The organism is Methylobacterium sp. CM6247, from assembly GCF_054817925.1.
Genome location: NZ_JBTXKX010000003.1, coordinates 223,043 through 236,901 on the forward strand (window position 1 = coordinate 223,043; position 13,859 = coordinate 236,901).

The 13,859-nt window shown below is 67.0% G+C and carries 14 protein-coding genes; 7 read left to right on the forward strand and 7 right to left on the reverse strand.

Going from position 1 to position 13,859, the window contains the following annotated elements:
- Window positions 1–66 precede the first annotated feature (66 nt).
- From ispH to ACYQOP_RS01910, 3 genes are all read right to left on the reverse strand, one after another.
- Window positions 67–1,062: a 4-hydroxy-3-methylbut-2-enyl diphosphate reductase gene (gene ispH, locus ACYQOP_RS01900; RefSeq protein ID WP_056432293.1), complete on the reverse strand. Its 996-nt coding sequence runs from the start codon at window positions 1,060–1,062 to the stop codon at window positions 67–69.
- Window positions 1,063–1,186: 124 nt separating this feature from the next.
- Window positions 1,187–2,413, reverse strand: coding sequence for an acyl-CoA dehydrogenase family protein (locus ACYQOP_RS01905; protein ID WP_461220900.1), 1,227 nt, complete (start codon window positions 2,411–2,413; stop codon window positions 1,187–1,189).
- A 95-nt stretch (window positions 2,414–2,508) separates the two neighbouring features.
- Entirely contained in the window at window positions 2,509–3,906 is a 1,398-nt protein-coding gene (locus ACYQOP_RS01910) for an aminotransferase-like domain-containing protein (protein WP_461220902.1), read from the reverse strand.
- A 141-nt stretch (window positions 3,907–4,047) separates the two neighbouring features.
- Here ACYQOP_RS01910 and ACYQOP_RS01915 point away from each other — a divergent pair, with 141 nt between their 5' ends.
- The 5 genes from ACYQOP_RS01915 to ACYQOP_RS01935 all read left to right on the forward strand — a co-directional run bounded on the left by ACYQOP_RS01915 (window position 4,048) and on the right by ACYQOP_RS01935 (window position 9,381).
- Entirely contained in the window at window positions 4,048–4,344 is a 297-nt protein-coding gene (locus tag ACYQOP_RS01915) for a DUF1127 domain-containing protein (protein WP_461220904.1), read from the forward strand.
- A gap of 236 nt (window positions 4,345–4,580) precedes the next feature.
- A complete protein-coding gene (locus ACYQOP_RS01920; RefSeq protein WP_461220906.1) occupies window positions 4,581–4,871 on the forward strand; it encodes a DUF1127 domain-containing protein in 291 nt (96 codons plus the stop codon).
- A 179-nt stretch (window positions 4,872–5,050) separates the two neighbouring features.
- Window positions 5,051–6,958 carry a monovalent cation:proton antiporter-2 (CPA2) family protein gene (locus tag ACYQOP_RS01925; protein WP_461220908.1) on the forward strand — a complete coding sequence of 636 codons (1,908 nt, stop codon included), beginning with the start codon at window positions 5,051–5,053 and terminating at the stop codon, window positions 6,956–6,958.
- The gene (locus ACYQOP_RS01930) at window positions 6,951–8,405 is read left to right on the forward strand and encodes an MATE family efflux transporter (RefSeq protein WP_461220910.1); all 1,455 of its coding nucleotides are present in this window, start codon (window positions 6,951–6,953) and stop codon (window positions 8,403–8,405) included. Before ACYQOP_RS01925 ends, ACYQOP_RS01930 begins: the two co-directional genes overlap by 8 nt.
- 118 nt (window positions 8,406–8,523) lie before the next feature.
- Entirely contained in the window at window positions 8,524–9,381 is an 858-nt protein-coding gene (locus ACYQOP_RS01935; protein ID WP_461220912.1) for a DUF937 domain-containing protein, read from the forward strand.
- A 36-nt stretch (window positions 9,382–9,417) separates the two neighbouring features.
- Here the strand turns inward: ACYQOP_RS01935 and ACYQOP_RS01940 are convergent, their stop codons facing one another.
- From ACYQOP_RS01940 to ACYQOP_RS01950, 3 genes are all read right to left on the reverse strand, one after another.
- Complete coding sequence (locus tag ACYQOP_RS01940) at window positions 9,418–9,549, reverse strand: Flp family type IVb pilin (RefSeq protein WP_461220914.1); 132 nt, start codon at window positions 9,547–9,549, stop codon at window positions 9,418–9,420.
- A gap of 460 nt (window positions 9,550–10,009) precedes the next feature.
- Window positions 10,010–10,255 (reverse strand): DUF3072 domain-containing protein, encoded by a 246-nt coding sequence (locus tag ACYQOP_RS01945; protein WP_082469922.1) that lies wholly within the window; start codon window positions 10,253–10,255, stop codon window positions 10,010–10,012.
- A gap of 150 nt (window positions 10,256–10,405) precedes the next feature.
- Window positions 10,406–10,969, reverse strand: a complete 564-nt coding sequence (locus tag ACYQOP_RS01950) for a TetR/AcrR family transcriptional regulator (protein WP_461220916.1) — start codon at window positions 10,967–10,969, stop codon at window positions 10,406–10,408.
- Window positions 10,970–11,074: 105 nt separating this feature from the next.
- Between ACYQOP_RS01950 and ACYQOP_RS01955 the strand changes: the two genes are divergently transcribed.
- Window positions 11,075–11,767 (forward strand): glutathione S-transferase family protein, encoded by a 693-nt coding sequence (locus tag ACYQOP_RS01955; RefSeq protein ID WP_461220918.1) that lies wholly within the window; start codon window positions 11,075–11,077, stop codon window positions 11,765–11,767.
- Window positions 11,768–12,149: 382 nt separating this feature from the next.
- On the opposite strand, the gene ACYQOP_RS01960 is transcribed toward ACYQOP_RS01955, so the two are convergent.
- Window positions 12,150–13,037: a branched-chain amino acid aminotransferase gene (locus ACYQOP_RS01960; RefSeq protein ID WP_461220920.1), complete on the reverse strand. Its 888-nt coding sequence runs from the start codon at window positions 13,035–13,037 to the stop codon at window positions 12,150–12,152.
- 204 nt (window positions 13,038–13,241) lie between these two features.
- Here ACYQOP_RS01960 and ACYQOP_RS01965 point away from each other — a divergent pair, with 204 nt between their 5' ends.
- A complete protein-coding gene (locus ACYQOP_RS01965) occupies window positions 13,242–13,859 on the forward strand; it encodes a MarR family winged helix-turn-helix transcriptional regulator (RefSeq protein ID WP_207413231.1) in 618 nt (205 codons plus the stop codon).

Sequence of the window (13,859 nt, forward strand, 5' to 3'; positions counted from 1 at the left end):
GTTCGAGGGCGGAAACGCGAAGGGGCGCCCGCAGGCGCCCCCGGATAGAGAGCCGATGCGGCCGTGTTACTCGGCGGCTTCGCTGCGCAATTCGCGCGGCAGCGGGAAGGACATGTCCTCCACCACCGTGGAGACCGTATCGACGGTGACGTCGTAGCGGGCGGCGAAAGCGTCGATGATCTCTTCCACCAGCACCTCGGGCGCCGAGGCGCCGGCGGTGAGGCCGAGCTTGCGGATGCCCTCGAAGGCCGGCCAGTCGATCTCCTCGGCGCGGAGCACGAGGCGGGTGATCGGGCAGCCGACGCGCTCGGCGACCTCGCGGAGACGCTGTGAGTTCGAGGAGTTCGAGGAGCCGACGACGATCACGGCGTCCACCAGCGGGGCCACCTGCTTCACCGCTTCCTGGCGGTTGGTGGTGGCGTAGCAGATGTCGTCCTTGTGCGGCCCGGTGATGGTCGGGAACTTCTGCTTCAGGGCGGCGACGATGTGGCGGGTATCGTCCACCGACAGGGTCGTCTGCGTGACCCAGGCGAGGTTGTCGCGATTCTCCGGCTCCAGGGCCGCGATCTGCTCAAGATCCTCCACCAGGGTGATCGAGCCCTTGGGCAGCTGGCCCATGGTGCCGACGACTTCCGGATGGCCGGAATGGCCGACCAGCAGGACGTGGCGGCCGCGCTTGTGGTGGATCTCGGCCTCGCGGTGGACCTTGGTCACCAGCGGGCAGGTGGCGTCGATGGTGACGAGGCCGCGATTGTCGGCATTGGCCGGCACCGTCTTGGCGACGCCGTGGGCCGAGAAGATCACCGGGGCGTTGCCGTCCGGCACCTCGTCGAGCTCACGGACGAACACCGCGCCCTTCCGCTTCAGGCTCTCGACCACGTATTTGTTGTGGACGATCTCGTGACGTACATAGACCGGAGGTCCGTAGATCGCCAGCGCCCGCTCCACCACGTCGATGGCGCGAACCACGCCCGCGCAGAACCCCCGCGGTGCGCAGAGCAGGATCTCCAGCGGCGGCTTGGCCGAACCGTCGGGAAAGGTCTTCGAAAGAGGATCGCTCATGATAGCCGGGATGTGGCGAGGCGAGGCCGCCCCTGTCAACCTCCTATAACGTAAAATGCGCGGCGGTGTCAGGGCGGAGGGGGCACACCGGGGCAGGATCGGATGCGTCCCTCCCTTGCGTCACTTACCTGCGCCCCAGCATCCGGTCGCTGATGATCCGCCGCTGGATCTCGCTGGTTCCCTCGAAGATCGTGGTGAGCCGCGCGTCGCGCCAGTAGCGCTCCACTCGGCGTTCGGTGGTGTAGCCGTTGCCGCCGTGGAGCTGCATCGCCTGGTTGGTGACGCGCACCGCCATCTCGGTGGCGAGCAGCTTCACCTTGGCGGATTCGCTCTCGGCCGCCTCGCCCTCGTCGAGAAGGTGGGCTACCTGCCGCCAGTAGGCGCGGGCCTGATCGACCTCCGCCGACATGTCGGCCAGCGCGAAGCGCAGAGCCTGGAACTCGCCGATCGGATGGCCGAACTGTTCGCGCTCCTGCAGGTAGAGCTGGCAATCCTCCACCGCCGCGCGGGCGACGCCGACGGCGCGGGCGGCGGTGTGGACGCGGGCGATGTTGAGGCCACGCTGCACCGAGGCGAAGCCGCCGGAATCCGCATCCGCGCCGCCATCGCCGTAAAGGCCGGTGAGGCGGTCGCCCTCGGGCACGCGCACGCCGTCGAGTTCGAGCTCGAAGGTGAGGAAGCCGTGATAGCCGATCTTGTCGATGACGTGCCCGGTCATGCCCTCGGGGAAGGTGGCGGGCTTCTTGACCACGAGGAACGGTTCCAGCCCGGCCGAGCGCGGCTCGCCCGGCTCCGGCTCTCGGGTGCGGGCCAGGACTTCGATGAAATCGGCGGCGAGCGCGAAACCGGCCCAGCGCTTGGTCCCGGTGAGAACCCATTCGTCCCCGTCGCGCACCGCGCGGGTCTGGACGCCGGCGAGATCGGAACCGGCGGTGGGCTCGGACAAGGCGATGCCGCCGATCCACTCGCCGCGGGCCGATCTCTGCAGGAGAGCGCGGCGGCGCTCCTCGTCGAGGGTCTGGGTGCCGAGCCCTTGCCCCCGCGCCAGAATGCTGCCGACAGAGAGCCAGGCGCGGGCGAGCTCCTCCGAGACGAGGCAATATTCGAACACGCCGAGGCCGAGCCCGCCATGCTCGGCCGGAATGGTGATGCCGAACCAGCCCTTGGCCGCCATCCGGTCGATGAGCGAGCGCGGCATCTCGGCTTTCTGCCGGTCGAGTTCGTCGGCGAGCGGCAGCACCACGTCCCGGGCGAAGTCGCGCGCCTCCTGCTGAAGCCTGGCGCGCGCCTCCGTGCGCCAGGGGGAGAACAGCTCCGGCGGACGCGGCTGCTTCAGCTCCGACTTCGACATGGTTCCTCCCGAGATTTGTGTTGGGCGTCGCCCTTATCCAGCAAAGCTTCGCTTCGGCTCAGGGGTTCCACCTGTCGCGGCGCACCAGAAAGTCGTCAGGCCGCCGCCATGCTCTCTTCCAGCACGCGAAACAGGCGCGGATCGGCGCAATGGGCCACGTTGAAGCGAAGGAAGTCACGCCCGCTTGCGCCGATGCTGAAGGCCGCACCGGGGGCGAGGACCACGTCCCGCGCCAGGGCGTTGCGGGCGATATCGGCCGAATCGAGCCCGTCCGGCAGGCGCGCCCAGAGGAAGAGGCCGCCGCGCGGCTCGGTCCAGAGCGTCAGGCCGCAGCGCTCCAGCCGCCGTGCGGTCTCGCCCATGGAGCGGGCGAGTTTTTCGCGGATTTCCGCGAGGTGGCGGCGATAGGCCCCGTCGGTGATGAGACGGTGCATCAGCGCCGCGGAGAGATGACCGTTGCCGAGGCTGAGGGCGAGCTTGAGGTCGATCAGCCCCTCCACCCAGTCGGGGCGCAGGGCGATGTAGCCGCAGCGGATCGAGGCCGAGAGGGTCTTCGAGAAGCTGCCCACCGCGATCACCCGGTCGAGCCCGTCGAACCCCGCCAGACGCGGGGCCGGGTCGGCTTCGAGATCTCCGAAGATGTCGTCCTCGACGATGAGCAGGTCATGCGCCTCGGCGAGCTTGAGGACGCGGTGGGCCACGGCGGGAGCCAGGGTGGCGCCGGTGGGGTTATGGAGCGCGGAATTGGTCAGGTAGAACCGGGGCCGGTGCTCGACGATCAGCCGTTCGAGCTCGGCGACGTCCGGCCCGGCGGGGGTGAAGGGCACACCCACGACCTTCGCGCGGTTCGCCCGCAGCAGCGCATGGTAGTTGAAGTAGCAGGGGTCATCGACCAGCACGGCGTCGCCCGGGTCGAGGAGGAACCGGCACAGCAGGTCCACGGCCTGGGTCGCCGAATCCGTCAGGACGATCTGGTCGGCCTCCGCCTCGATCCCCTTCTCGGAGAGACGCCGGGCGATCTGGCTCCGCAACGGCGGAAAGCCGAGGGGCTTGTCATAGCAGATCACGTTCGAATCGGCGTCGCGGGCGATGTGGCGCAGGGCGCGCCGGATCGCCTCCTCGGGCATCCATGACGAGGGCAGCCAGCCGGAACCGGGTTTCAGCAGGTCCGGCCCGGATTGCATCGATTGCCGGGTGATCCAGAGCGGATCCACGGCGCGGTCGAGCTGCGGCCCGATCTCCTTCAGGCAGAGCGGGCGGGTCTTGCCCGCCACATAGAAGCCCGAGCCCCGGCGCGCGACGATGGCCCCTTCGGCGCCCAGGCGCTCATAGGCCTCGACCACGGTGGATTTCGACACGCCCATGGATTCGGCGAAAGCCCGCACCGAGGGCAGCCGCGCGCCGGGCATGAGCTGGCGTCCGGCGATCCGCTCCATGATCGCGGACGACACCGTATCCACCAGGGTGAGCGTGGTCCGCGCCGATCCCGCCATCTGTACTGATCCTTCGACCGGACAATTCAGCCAAAGCGTACTGGACTGTCCCTGTCTCCGCCAGCGGGACGGGGCCATCCCTGCCCTCCGACGAAACGCCGTCAGGCCCGCGCGGCAGGCCGGCGAAGGAAAGGCCTATCGATGACTACGATCCTGCAGCAGCGGAACACCACGCGGACGGGCGACCTCGCTCGGCGCGTCTCCCTCGCCGCCGCCCGGCTGTTCGCCGGACTGGCCGCCGAGTTGTCGCGCCAGGCGATCAACCGGCGGGTCCTGCGCAAGCTCAGTGTCATGACCGATCGGGAATTGAAGGATATCGGCCTGATCCGGCAGGACGTGATGGATGCAGGCGCAGGCGAAGCCGACGCCTCCCAGTTCCTGCTGGTCCGCCAGGACGAGAGACGGGAGGCACGCCGCACCCAAAGCGTTAAGATCTGATCAAGATGGCGGAACGTGCATTATTGAGCATGACTTCGAATTCGGCATGCCGCCAAACTGGTCATTCGGTTGGTGATTGAGGTTTATCCGTGGTCCGGTTCTACCAGACCTGCAGGCACCGCAAGTCTATTTGGGCTAAGTGCTCGATCGCACGTCTTTCAGGGCGGAGGGGGCGCACATCACCCCCATCACCTTCGCCGCAAAGATTGTGCGTCGAGAACTTGGAACTCAGGATCATGAACAGCACCCTCAACTGGACCCCGGGCGACGCGGCAGCCGAACAGGTCGGCCGGGCCACCCGCTTCATCGGCAACCTCTTCTCCAAGGCCGCGTCCCTGGTCTCGCGCAACGACGCCGACAAGCGCGGCCTCGTGGAGCTCGGCTCCCTTTCCGAGTGCGAATTGAACGATATCGGCCTCACCCGCTGGGACGTCCTGGACGCCTACGACGCGCCCTCGCCTTCGGACGCCACCAAGGTGATCCTGGCCCATCGCGCCGTCCGCCAGGTCACGCGCCGCTTCGCCTGACACGTCATGCGCCGCTTCGCCTGAACCGCGTGCCGCTGCGCACCGGTAGTGGATGCGACACGGTCCATCCACCACATGCAGGCGTGGCGGGGGCGATGCCCCTGGTCTAAGAGGAGAGCACGGCGACGCGCTCGCGGCACCGGCCGCGGGCGACCCCACTCCTCATAGACCGGATCGACATGGCGAGCGCCTCCACCCATGTGAGCTTCCTGCCGCCGGTGCTGACCTTCCTGTCGGCGGCGGTGATCGGCGTGCCGATCTTCCGTCTCATCGGGCAGAGCGCGGTACTCGGATATCTCGTCGCCGGGGTCATCATCGGCCCCTTCGGCTTCTCGCTCATCGCCGAGCCGGAGACCGCCGCGAGCGTCGCGGAACTCGGCGTCGTCCTCCTTCTCTTCATCGTCGGGCTCGAACTCGAGATTTCCCGGCTGATTTCGATGCGGCGCGACATTTTCGGGCTCGGTGCGGCACAGCTGCTCCTCTGCACGATCTTGCTTGCCGGCGCCTGCGCCCTGTTCGGGCTCACCCTGGCCGCGAGCCTCGTCATCGGCGTCGCCCTCGCCCTGTCGGCCACCGCCGTCGCCCTGCAGCTCTTGGAAGAGCGCGGCGATCTCGGTACGCCCTATGGCGGACGCGCCTTCGCGGTGCTGCTGTTCCAGGACATCTCCGTCGTGGCCATCCTCGCCCTGATGCCGCTCCTCGCCTCCAGCGGCGGCACCGGCAACGACGAGTGGCTGGGACACGCGCTAACCTCCACGGGAACCGTCGGGGCGGCGATCCTCGCCGTGGTGCTGGTGGGCCGCTACGGCCTCAATCCGTTCTTCAGCATGCTGGCGGCCAGCGGCGCGCGCGAGGTCATGACGGCGGCGGCCCTCCTCGTGGTCCTCGGCACCGCGATGCTGATGGAGCATGTCGGCCTGTCCATGGCGATGGGCGCCTTCCTCGCCGGTGTGCTTCTCGCGGAATCGAACTTCCGACATCAGCTCGAAGCCGATATCGAGCCGTTCCGCGGCATGCTCCTCGGCCTGTTCTTCATGAGCGTGGGCATGTCCATCGACGGCGGCCTGCTGAAGAGCGCGTGGCCCGCCCTGCTCGGCGCGACGGCGGCGGCCATCCTGCTCAAGGTCGCCATCGTGGCCGGCCTGTTCCGCCTGTTCGGCTCGCCCTGGCTCGATGCGGTGCGCGGCGCGGCGATCCTCGCGCCGGCGGGCGAGTTCGCCTTCGTGTTGCTTCCCGCCGGGTCCGAACTGGGGCTGATCGACCAATCCTCCACCCGGTTCGCCGTGGCGCTCGCCGCCCTGACCATGCTGGTCGGCCCCGTCGCCGCCAAGTCCCTCGACGGCTACCTGTCGCGCCACCGGCCGGACGCGGTGGAGCACGCACCAGACCAGATCGAGAGCACGGAGGCCCGCGTCCTCGTGGTCGGGTTCGGCCGTTTCGGACAGATCCTGACCCAGGTGCTCCTCGCCGAGGGAATCAGCGTCACCGTCATCGACAAGGACGTGGAGCAGATCCGTTCCGCCTCGCGCTTCGGGTTCCGCATCTATTACGGCGACGGCACGCGCCTCGACGTGCTGCGCGCGGCCGGAATCGGCCGGGTCGAGCTGCTCTGCATCTGTGTCGACGATCCCCAGGCCGCGTTGAAGATCGTCGATATCGTGCATGAGGAATTCACCGGAGTGCGCACCTATGTCCGCGCCTTCGACCGGATGCATTCCGTGGAGCTGATGAACCGCGACGTGGATTATCAGCTTCGCGAGACCGTGGAATCGGCCATCGCCTTCGGCCGCGCGACCCTGGAAGGGCTCGGCATTTCGGCCGAGGCCGCCGCCGCCACGGCGCAGGACGTGCGCAAGCGCGACGTGGCCCGCCTCGTCCTGCAGCAGGCCGGCGCCCTTCCGGAGGAAACGCGCTATATCGGCGGCAGCCCCGAGATCAAACCCGAACCCTTGACCCGTCCGCAGCGCCCGTCGCGCGCCCTCAGCGCCGAGACCAGAGATATTATCGGCCTGGAACAGCGCGAAGCCGCGACCCGCACGTTGCAAGTCCAGGATTCCCCATTGCAGGACACGCCAGCGGATGCCTGAAACGAGCGCGGCGGCGGTGAAACCCGCCGCCCGACGGGAGACGGGCCGTTTCGTCACGGGATCGATCCTGCGGCACGTCGTGGTGATGAGCGGGACGGGCTCGATCGGGCTGATGGCGATCTTCGTCGTCGACCTGCTCTCGCTGATCTATGTCTCGAAACTCGGCGACCCGACGCTCACGGCGGCGGTGGGCTTCGCCACCATCGTCCAGTTCTTCGCCATCGCCATCAATATCGGCCTGATGATCGCCGCCGGGGCCCTGGTCTCACGGGCCATCGGCGCGGGCGACGAAGCGGGCGCGCGGCGGCTGGCCACCTCCGCCTCGATCCACGGCATCATCGTCTCGGGCATCCTCGTCCTCGCCATGCTGCCCTTCCTGCCGACCATCCTGTCCTGGATCGGAGCCGACGCCGAGACGCTGCCCGTCGCCGAGCGCTTCCTCTGGATCGCCCTGCCCTCGAACATGCTCATGGGGCCGGGCATGATGTTCTCGGGCCTGCTTCGCGCGGTTGGGGCGGCGCGCCAGGCGATGTACGTGACGCTGGGCGGCGCCATCGTCACCGCCGGCCTCGATCCGCTCCTCATCTTCACGGCGGGGCTGGGGATCGACGGAGCCGCCATCACCACCTGCGTGGCGCGGGCGACCTTCGCCCTCGTCGGCCTGTGGGGCGTGCGCCAGCACCGGATGCTCGCCACGCCGAGTGTCGCGGATGTGATCTCGGACGCGCCCATCGTCTTCCGGATCGCCCTGCCCGCCGTGCTCACCAATCTCGCCCCCTCGGTGGCGAGCGCCTTCATCGCCCATGCGCTGGCCAAGTTCGGCGCCGTGGCGGTGGCCGGCAACGTGGTGATCGACCGGCTGACGCCGGTGGCCTTCGGCGGCCTCTTCGCCATGTCCGGCTCCATTGGCCCGATCCTCGGCCAGAATTGGGGAGCGGGGCGGTTCGACCGGATGCGCGGCGTGCTGAGGAACGGCGCGTTGGTGACGGCGGTCTATGTCGTGGTGGTCTGGGCCGCCCTGATCGCCTTTCGCGGGCCGTTGACGGGCCTGTTCGAACTGACCGGGACCGCCGCCGACCTGTTCGTCTTCTTCTGCCTCGTGAGCGGAGGCGTGTGGTTCTTCACCGGGCTACTGTTCCTCGCCAACGCCTCGTTCAACAATCTCGGCTTTCCCTTCCTGTCGACCTTCCTCAATTGGGGCCGCGCCACCATCGGAACCGTGCCCCCGGCGCTTCTCGGCGGCTATCTCTATGGCCCCGAGGGCATCATCGCCGGGGTGGGGTTCGGCTCCATCGCCTTCGGGGCGATCGGCATCGCCCTCGCCTTCCGGACGGTGACGCAGCTCGAGCAACGGGCCGGTTTCGCGCGCGAATTAGCCTCGAAGGCCGATGCGGATGCCTCCGGGGGCGATATTCCGGCCCCGGAGAGGTCGAACGCACTGGTTTAGAGCCGGGACGGGCATGATCTCGGGCTGGTAAGTACGACTGGGATGCGACAGAGTTCGCGTCTCGACAGCAGGCCGAAGCAATTCGGCCTGGCCGCGATGGGATCAAGAGGCTGCCGCCATGTTCAACCTGTTCGATCTCTTGCAGGCGCAGGGCGGCATGGACCCCAATGGTTTCATGGGCGCCAACGGTTTCGGCCAGCAATTCGGATTGTCGCCGGACCAGACTCGTCGGGCCATGGAAGCGCTGATGCCGGCCCTGACGCTCGGCCTCCAGCGCAACGCCGCCGCCGATCCCACCGGCTTCACCCAGATGTTCAGCTTCATGGACCCGGCCGCGCTCACCGCCCCGCAGGCCAAGCCGCAGATGGATGCCATGATGCGCCAGCTCTTCGGCTCGCAGCATCTGAGCCAGGCCGTACTGCAACAGGCGGCTGCGGTGAGCGGCGTGGCGACGCCCGCCCTCCGGCAGATGCTGCCGCTCATGGCCGGCATGGTCGTGGCGGGGATCGTCCACGTGATGATGAATCCGGGGCAGCCCGCTCCCCAGCCCGCGCCTCCCCCGCCCTCGCCCTTCGGCATCCCGACCCATCCCTATTGGACCGAGATGATGAACGGCTTCATGAAAGCGAGCGGTGCGATGCTGTCTTCGCCGATGCAGGCCGGCCCCCCTACTCGCACCGCCCCGGCACAGAAGAGCCTGCCGCCCGCACGCCTGTTCCCGGCGGCCCGACCGGCGCAGGATTCTTCCCCCACGCCCGAATCCCGTCAGGCCTCGGCCGGCGCGCAGCAAGGTGCTGCGCTGAACCCGTTCGATCTGTTGCAGCAGATGTTTCAGTCCGGGCTGGAGGTTCAGCAGGAAAACGCCAGGACGATGCAGAGCCTGTTCGACAGCCTGTGGCGTGACGGCATGGCGTCCGTAGGCCCGTCGAAAGCCAACACCCCGACGCCGAACCGACCCGGCCAGACGCGGCGCTGAAGCCGGCGCCGCACGAGACGCGCGGGGCACGAACGCTCAAATACTCCGGGTGAAAGCCTGCGCGACAGACTCGTAAAGCTCGCGGACCCGGTTGGTGTAATTCAGCAGCGCCGTGACGATCCCCAGGACGATCACGCTGGCAATCAGGGCGTATTCGATCGCGGACATCCCGCTTGTATCTCGAGCGAACCGCGAAGCGCTTCGTGAAAGACGGGACGAAGGGCCAGCCGAGGACGCGATCGGCTTGGCGACCGCAGATGTCACATCGTTTTTTTCAGAAATCGTCATCGAGCGAGGCGATCCCTGAAGAAGCAGCGCCCGCCTTCCTACGACGAAAATCATTGCCGACGGTTTAAACAAATACCGGCGAAACGCCGTCGGACTTCCAATGGGTACGTGCCCCTCTGCCAACGCGACCAGGGGCTCGACATCCGGTTCGATGTCCCACGATCCGGCAGCGACGGCCCAGCGCTTTCACCGCTCACATCGTCATTCCGCGTCACCGGGTTGCCCGGCCCCGAAGGGCCGAGCCAAAGGCGCGCTAGACATCACTATGCAGGACGAGACGGATCGGGTCTCGCCCTATCGAAAACGCGTGCCGCAAGCCCGCGACCGGGGCTGCCGACCATCAAGCTTTTCCGGATTCCTTGCGCAGCGCGTCGATCCGTTTGGAGGCCTCGGCCTTGTCCAGATCCGGCTCGAACGAGTCGGGTGATTTCGCCTCCTCCGACAAGGTCTTGAGATAGGAAGCCTGCGCGCCGGTCATCGGCTCGTCGCCCGTGGTCCATTCGCTCGGATCCTTGATCCGGTTCGATGCATCGCCACCCGCCGTCTTCGGGTTCTCGTTCTCGTCCGTCGCCTGCTTCTTCGTCATCGCTCGACCTCGTTCATGAATTGTTCTCTCCATAACGAGGCGGTCGCCGATGAGTTCCGAACCCTGACCATCCCCGGGATGCGGGGTGTAAGCCTCACTTCGCCACGATCCTTCGTTCCGGCAACCGGCGGCCATATCGTTGGTGCCCCGCTAGCCCGGCAGAAGTCCCGCCTGACGGTAGGTGTCGATCGCCGCATCGTAGACGGAGAGATCCGACCGGCTTCTCGCCAGAAGTTGCGCGCCGGCGATGGCCGCGAAGATGGCCCAGGCTCTCGACGTGGCGGTCTCGGCGGTGACCGGGGATGCGGCGGTCAGCTGTCTGCCGATCCAGGCCACGTTCACCTCGGCGAAAGCTCGCACCTCCGCCTTCACGTCGTCCGGCAGGTCGTCGTGCTCGGCGGCCATCATGCTGCCGAGGCACATTCGGTTGTCGTTCTGGAGCGCCGCGCGGAACGTGTCGGGGTAGCGCCGCAGACAGGCGACCGGATCCGGACATGCGTCCGATAGGGCCTCCAGGGCAGCGAACGCATCTTCCCGGTAGCGCCGTGCCACCGCCGCCCCCAGGGCAGCCTTGCCGGGGAAATAATAGTGGATGCTCGCCGCCTTGATTCCCACCTCCTCCGCGAGATCGCGGAAGTTCAGGCCGCCATAGCCGCGTGCCTGCGCGGTCAGCCTTGCGGCGTTCAGGATCAGTTCCCGGGTGCTCTCACTCATCCTCCGCTTGTACACCTGCATTCTATCGATTGGCAGGTAGACGTTGACGTGTCGTCATCGACCTGCATGGTGTATCTACCAACTGGCAGATAGAGAGCGTTGCCCATGAAAATCTACGACCGTGAGGCGGGTCCCCACCCCGCACGAATCCGCATCGTCCTCGCCGAGAAGGGGCTGGAGGAAAGGATCGAGTTCGTCAGTATCGACCTCATCGCCGCCGAGCAGAAGCAGCCTGGTTTCCTGGCGATGAACCCGATCGGGAAGGTCCCGGTCCTCGAACTCGATGACGGAACGATCATCACCGAATCCACGGCGATCACGGAATATCTCGACAACCTGGACGGCCATCCGACCCTCACGGGTACGACACCGCGTGACAAAGGCATCATCCATATGATGCAGCGACGCGCCGAGATGATGCTGATCGATGCCGTCGACGATTATTTCCATTACGGCACCCCCGGCCTCGGCGGCGCGCTGCGGCCATGGCGGATGCCGGATTGGAGCGGGGCCAAAGAATGGGGGCAGCGGCGCGGCGCCTATGCCGTCGCCAACATGCCCTATTTCAACGATCTGGTGGCGAAGCAGCCCTTTCTCGCCGGAGAGGGCTTCTCGATGCCGGACATCACCTTGTTCGCCGGGCTGATGTTCGCCGAGATCGTCGGCCTGCCGATCGCCCCGGAACTCACCGCCCTTCACGACTGGCGCGGCAAGGTCGCCGATCGTCCGGCCGTGAAGAACCGCAGCGGACAGGTCCCGAGGCCGGAAGACCTGGCGCGATACGGCGACGCGGCTTAGGGCCTGTTCGGGCTGTTTTTCCAGGGCTTCGCCTCATCCTGCTGAGGTGCCGCATAGCGGCCTCGCAGGAGCCTTCCAGGGATCGCGTGACCACTGGAGGCCTCCTTCGAGGCCCGCTGACGCGGGCACCTCAGGATGAGGAAATCTGCTTGGATGTTCGATTTCGGTTAGGATCGTCCGCTGAAAAATCCGAGCAGACAGATGTCTGGGAGCCGCAGGCTTCCACACCGGGACCGTCCATCGCGCCCGCTTGCGTGATGGACGGCGAGCCTCGTCACGAAGGACCAGCTCGATGTGAATCCCCGGTGAGCGAGGGCAAGGCGTCGTTCACGCCTCGTCCCCGCAAGCGCCTGCGACGTGGCCCCGCGAAGTGCGGTCCGAACTACGCCGCCACCGCCTTCGGCTGAACCTCGGCGGTGTAATCGTCCATGAGCGTCTTGGTCATGGCGGCCGGGGTGAAGCGGTAGGGGCCGATTTCGGAGACCGGCGTCACTTCGGCAGCGGAGCCGGTGATGAAGCACTCGGAGAAGCCCTCCATCTCCTCGGGCTTGATCCGCCGCTCGATCACCTCGAAGCCACGCCGGTGGGCGAGGTCGATGACGGTCTGGCGGGTGATGCCGTCGAGGAAGCGGTCGGCGAGCGGGGTGTGGACCACGCCGTCCTTGATGAAGAAGATGTTCGCGCCGGTGCATTCGGCGACGTAATCCTCCCAATCGAGCATCAGGGCGTCGGCATAGCCCTTGTTCTCGGCCCGGTGCTTCGAGATCGTGCAGATCATGTAGAGGCCCGCCGCCTTCGAGGCGGAGGGAATGGTCCGCGGATCGGGCCGGCGATAATCGGCCATGTCGAGGCGGATGCCCTTCATCTTGGTCTCGGGATCGAAATAGCTCGGCCATTCCCAGGCGGCGACCGCGAGATGGATGGTGTTGTTCTGGGCCGAGACGCCCATCATCTCCGAACCGCGCCAAGCGACGGGACGCAGATAGGCGTCGGTGAGGCCACTGGTCTTGAGCACGAGTTCCTTGGCCGCCTCGATCTCGGCGACGCCGTAGGGAATCGTGAAATCGAGATACTGCGCCGAGCGGAGCAGGCGCTCGGCATGCTCGTGGCTCTTGAAGATCCGTCCACCATAGGCGCGCTCGCCCTCGAACACCGCCGAGCCGTAATGCAGGCCGTGGCTGAGCACGTGGATCTTGGCCTCGCGCCACGGCACCAGCACGCCATCGAACCAGATGGTGCCCTCGCGTTCGTCGAACGGGATCACGGACATGACGAATTCCTTGAATCCGCGGGCTCGCATCGTCGCGCCTGCGGGGTCGATCGATCGGGTTGGCGCGATGGCCAGGCAATGCACCGCGCAGTATCCGCGGGGACGGAGGTCCGCAAGACGGCCGTTACGGCGAGCCGGCCCCGGGGAGGCTTGACGGGTATCAACGCCCCTGAGATATGTCAACAACACTGACGTATATTGAGGATGTCGCCGGACGTGACGCGCCAATCGACCCTGGCAACGAGCCCGCCCCCCATACCCCCGTCCGGGGAGGATGACGGGCTGGCGGATTCAGGTCTCGCGCCCGAAGGCGTGCGCGTATCCGACAACGGCATCACCAACGATCTCGTCGAACTGCTCTTCTTCGCCTACCGCGATTTCGTCGGCGATCCGGACCGGATGCTGGCCGAATACGGGTTCGGGCGGGCGCATCACCGGGTGCTCCATTTCGTCTACCACTATCCCGGCCTGACCATCGCCGAACTCCTCGACATCCTGCGGATCACGAAGCAGAGTCTGAACCGGGTTCTCAAGGATTTGATCGAACAGGGTCACATCGTGCAGAAGACCGGCCGGAGCGACCGCCGGCAGCGTCTGCTTTATTGTTCGGAGACGGGCGCCACCCTCACGGCCGAGCTGACGCGGGTGCAGGTACGGCGGGTCGCCCGCGCCATCGCGGACCCCGTGGGGGATGGTCCGAAGGACGCCCGGGACAAGAGCGGATTTGCAGCGGCACAGGGGTTTCTCATGGCGATGATCGAACCCGAAGAGCGCGCGGCGGTGACGAGCCTGATGGCGCGGCGCGCCCGGAGCCGTCGCTGA

Excerpts from the sequence above, each read along its gene's own strand:
- ispH (WP_056432293.1), bottom strand. The coding sequence starts at position 1,062 with ATGAGCGATCCTCTTTCGAAGACCTTTCCCGACGGTTCGGCCAAGCCG.
- ACYQOP_RS01905 (WP_461220900.1), bottom strand. The coding sequence starts at position 2,413 with ATGTCGAAGTCGGAGCTGAAGCAGCCGCGTCCGCCGGAGCTGTTCTCC.
- ACYQOP_RS01910 (WP_461220902.1), bottom strand. The coding sequence starts at position 3,906 with ATGGCGGGATCGGCGCGGACCACGCTCACCCTGGTGGATACGGTGTCG.
- ACYQOP_RS01915 (WP_461220904.1), top strand. The coding sequence starts at position 4,048 with ATGACTACGATCCTGCAGCAGCGGAACACCACGCGGACGGGCGACCTC.
- ACYQOP_RS01920 (WP_461220906.1), top strand. The coding sequence starts at position 4,581 with ATGAACAGCACCCTCAACTGGACCCCGGGCGACGCGGCAGCCGAACAG.
- ACYQOP_RS01925 (WP_461220908.1), top strand. The coding sequence starts at position 5,051 with ATGGCGAGCGCCTCCACCCATGTGAGCTTCCTGCCGCCGGTGCTGACC.
- ACYQOP_RS01930 (WP_461220910.1), top strand. The coding sequence starts at position 6,951 with ATGCCTGAAACGAGCGCGGCGGCGGTGAAACCCGCCGCCCGACGGGAG.
- ACYQOP_RS01935 (WP_461220912.1), top strand. The coding sequence starts at position 8,524 with ATGTTCAACCTGTTCGATCTCTTGCAGGCGCAGGGCGGCATGGACCCC.
- ACYQOP_RS01940 (WP_461220914.1), bottom strand. The coding sequence starts at position 9,549 with ATGTCCGCGATCGAATACGCCCTGATTGCCAGCGTGATCGTCCTGGGG.
- ACYQOP_RS01945 (WP_082469922.1), bottom strand. The coding sequence starts at position 10,255 with ATGACGAAGAAGCAGGCGACGGACGAGAACGAGAACCCGAAGACGGCG.
- ACYQOP_RS01950 (WP_461220916.1), bottom strand. The coding sequence starts at position 10,969 with ATGAGTGAGAGCACCCGGGAACTGATCCTGAACGCCGCAAGGCTGACC.
- ACYQOP_RS01955 (WP_461220918.1), top strand. The coding sequence starts at position 11,075 with ATGAAAATCTACGACCGTGAGGCGGGTCCCCACCCCGCACGAATCCGC.
- ACYQOP_RS01960 (WP_461220920.1), bottom strand. The coding sequence starts at position 13,037 with ATGTCCGTGATCCCGTTCGACGAACGCGAGGGCACCATCTGGTTCGAT.
- ACYQOP_RS01965 (WP_207413231.1), top strand. The coding sequence starts at position 13,242 with ATGTCGCCGGACGTGACGCGCCAATCGACCCTGGCAACGAGCCCGCCC.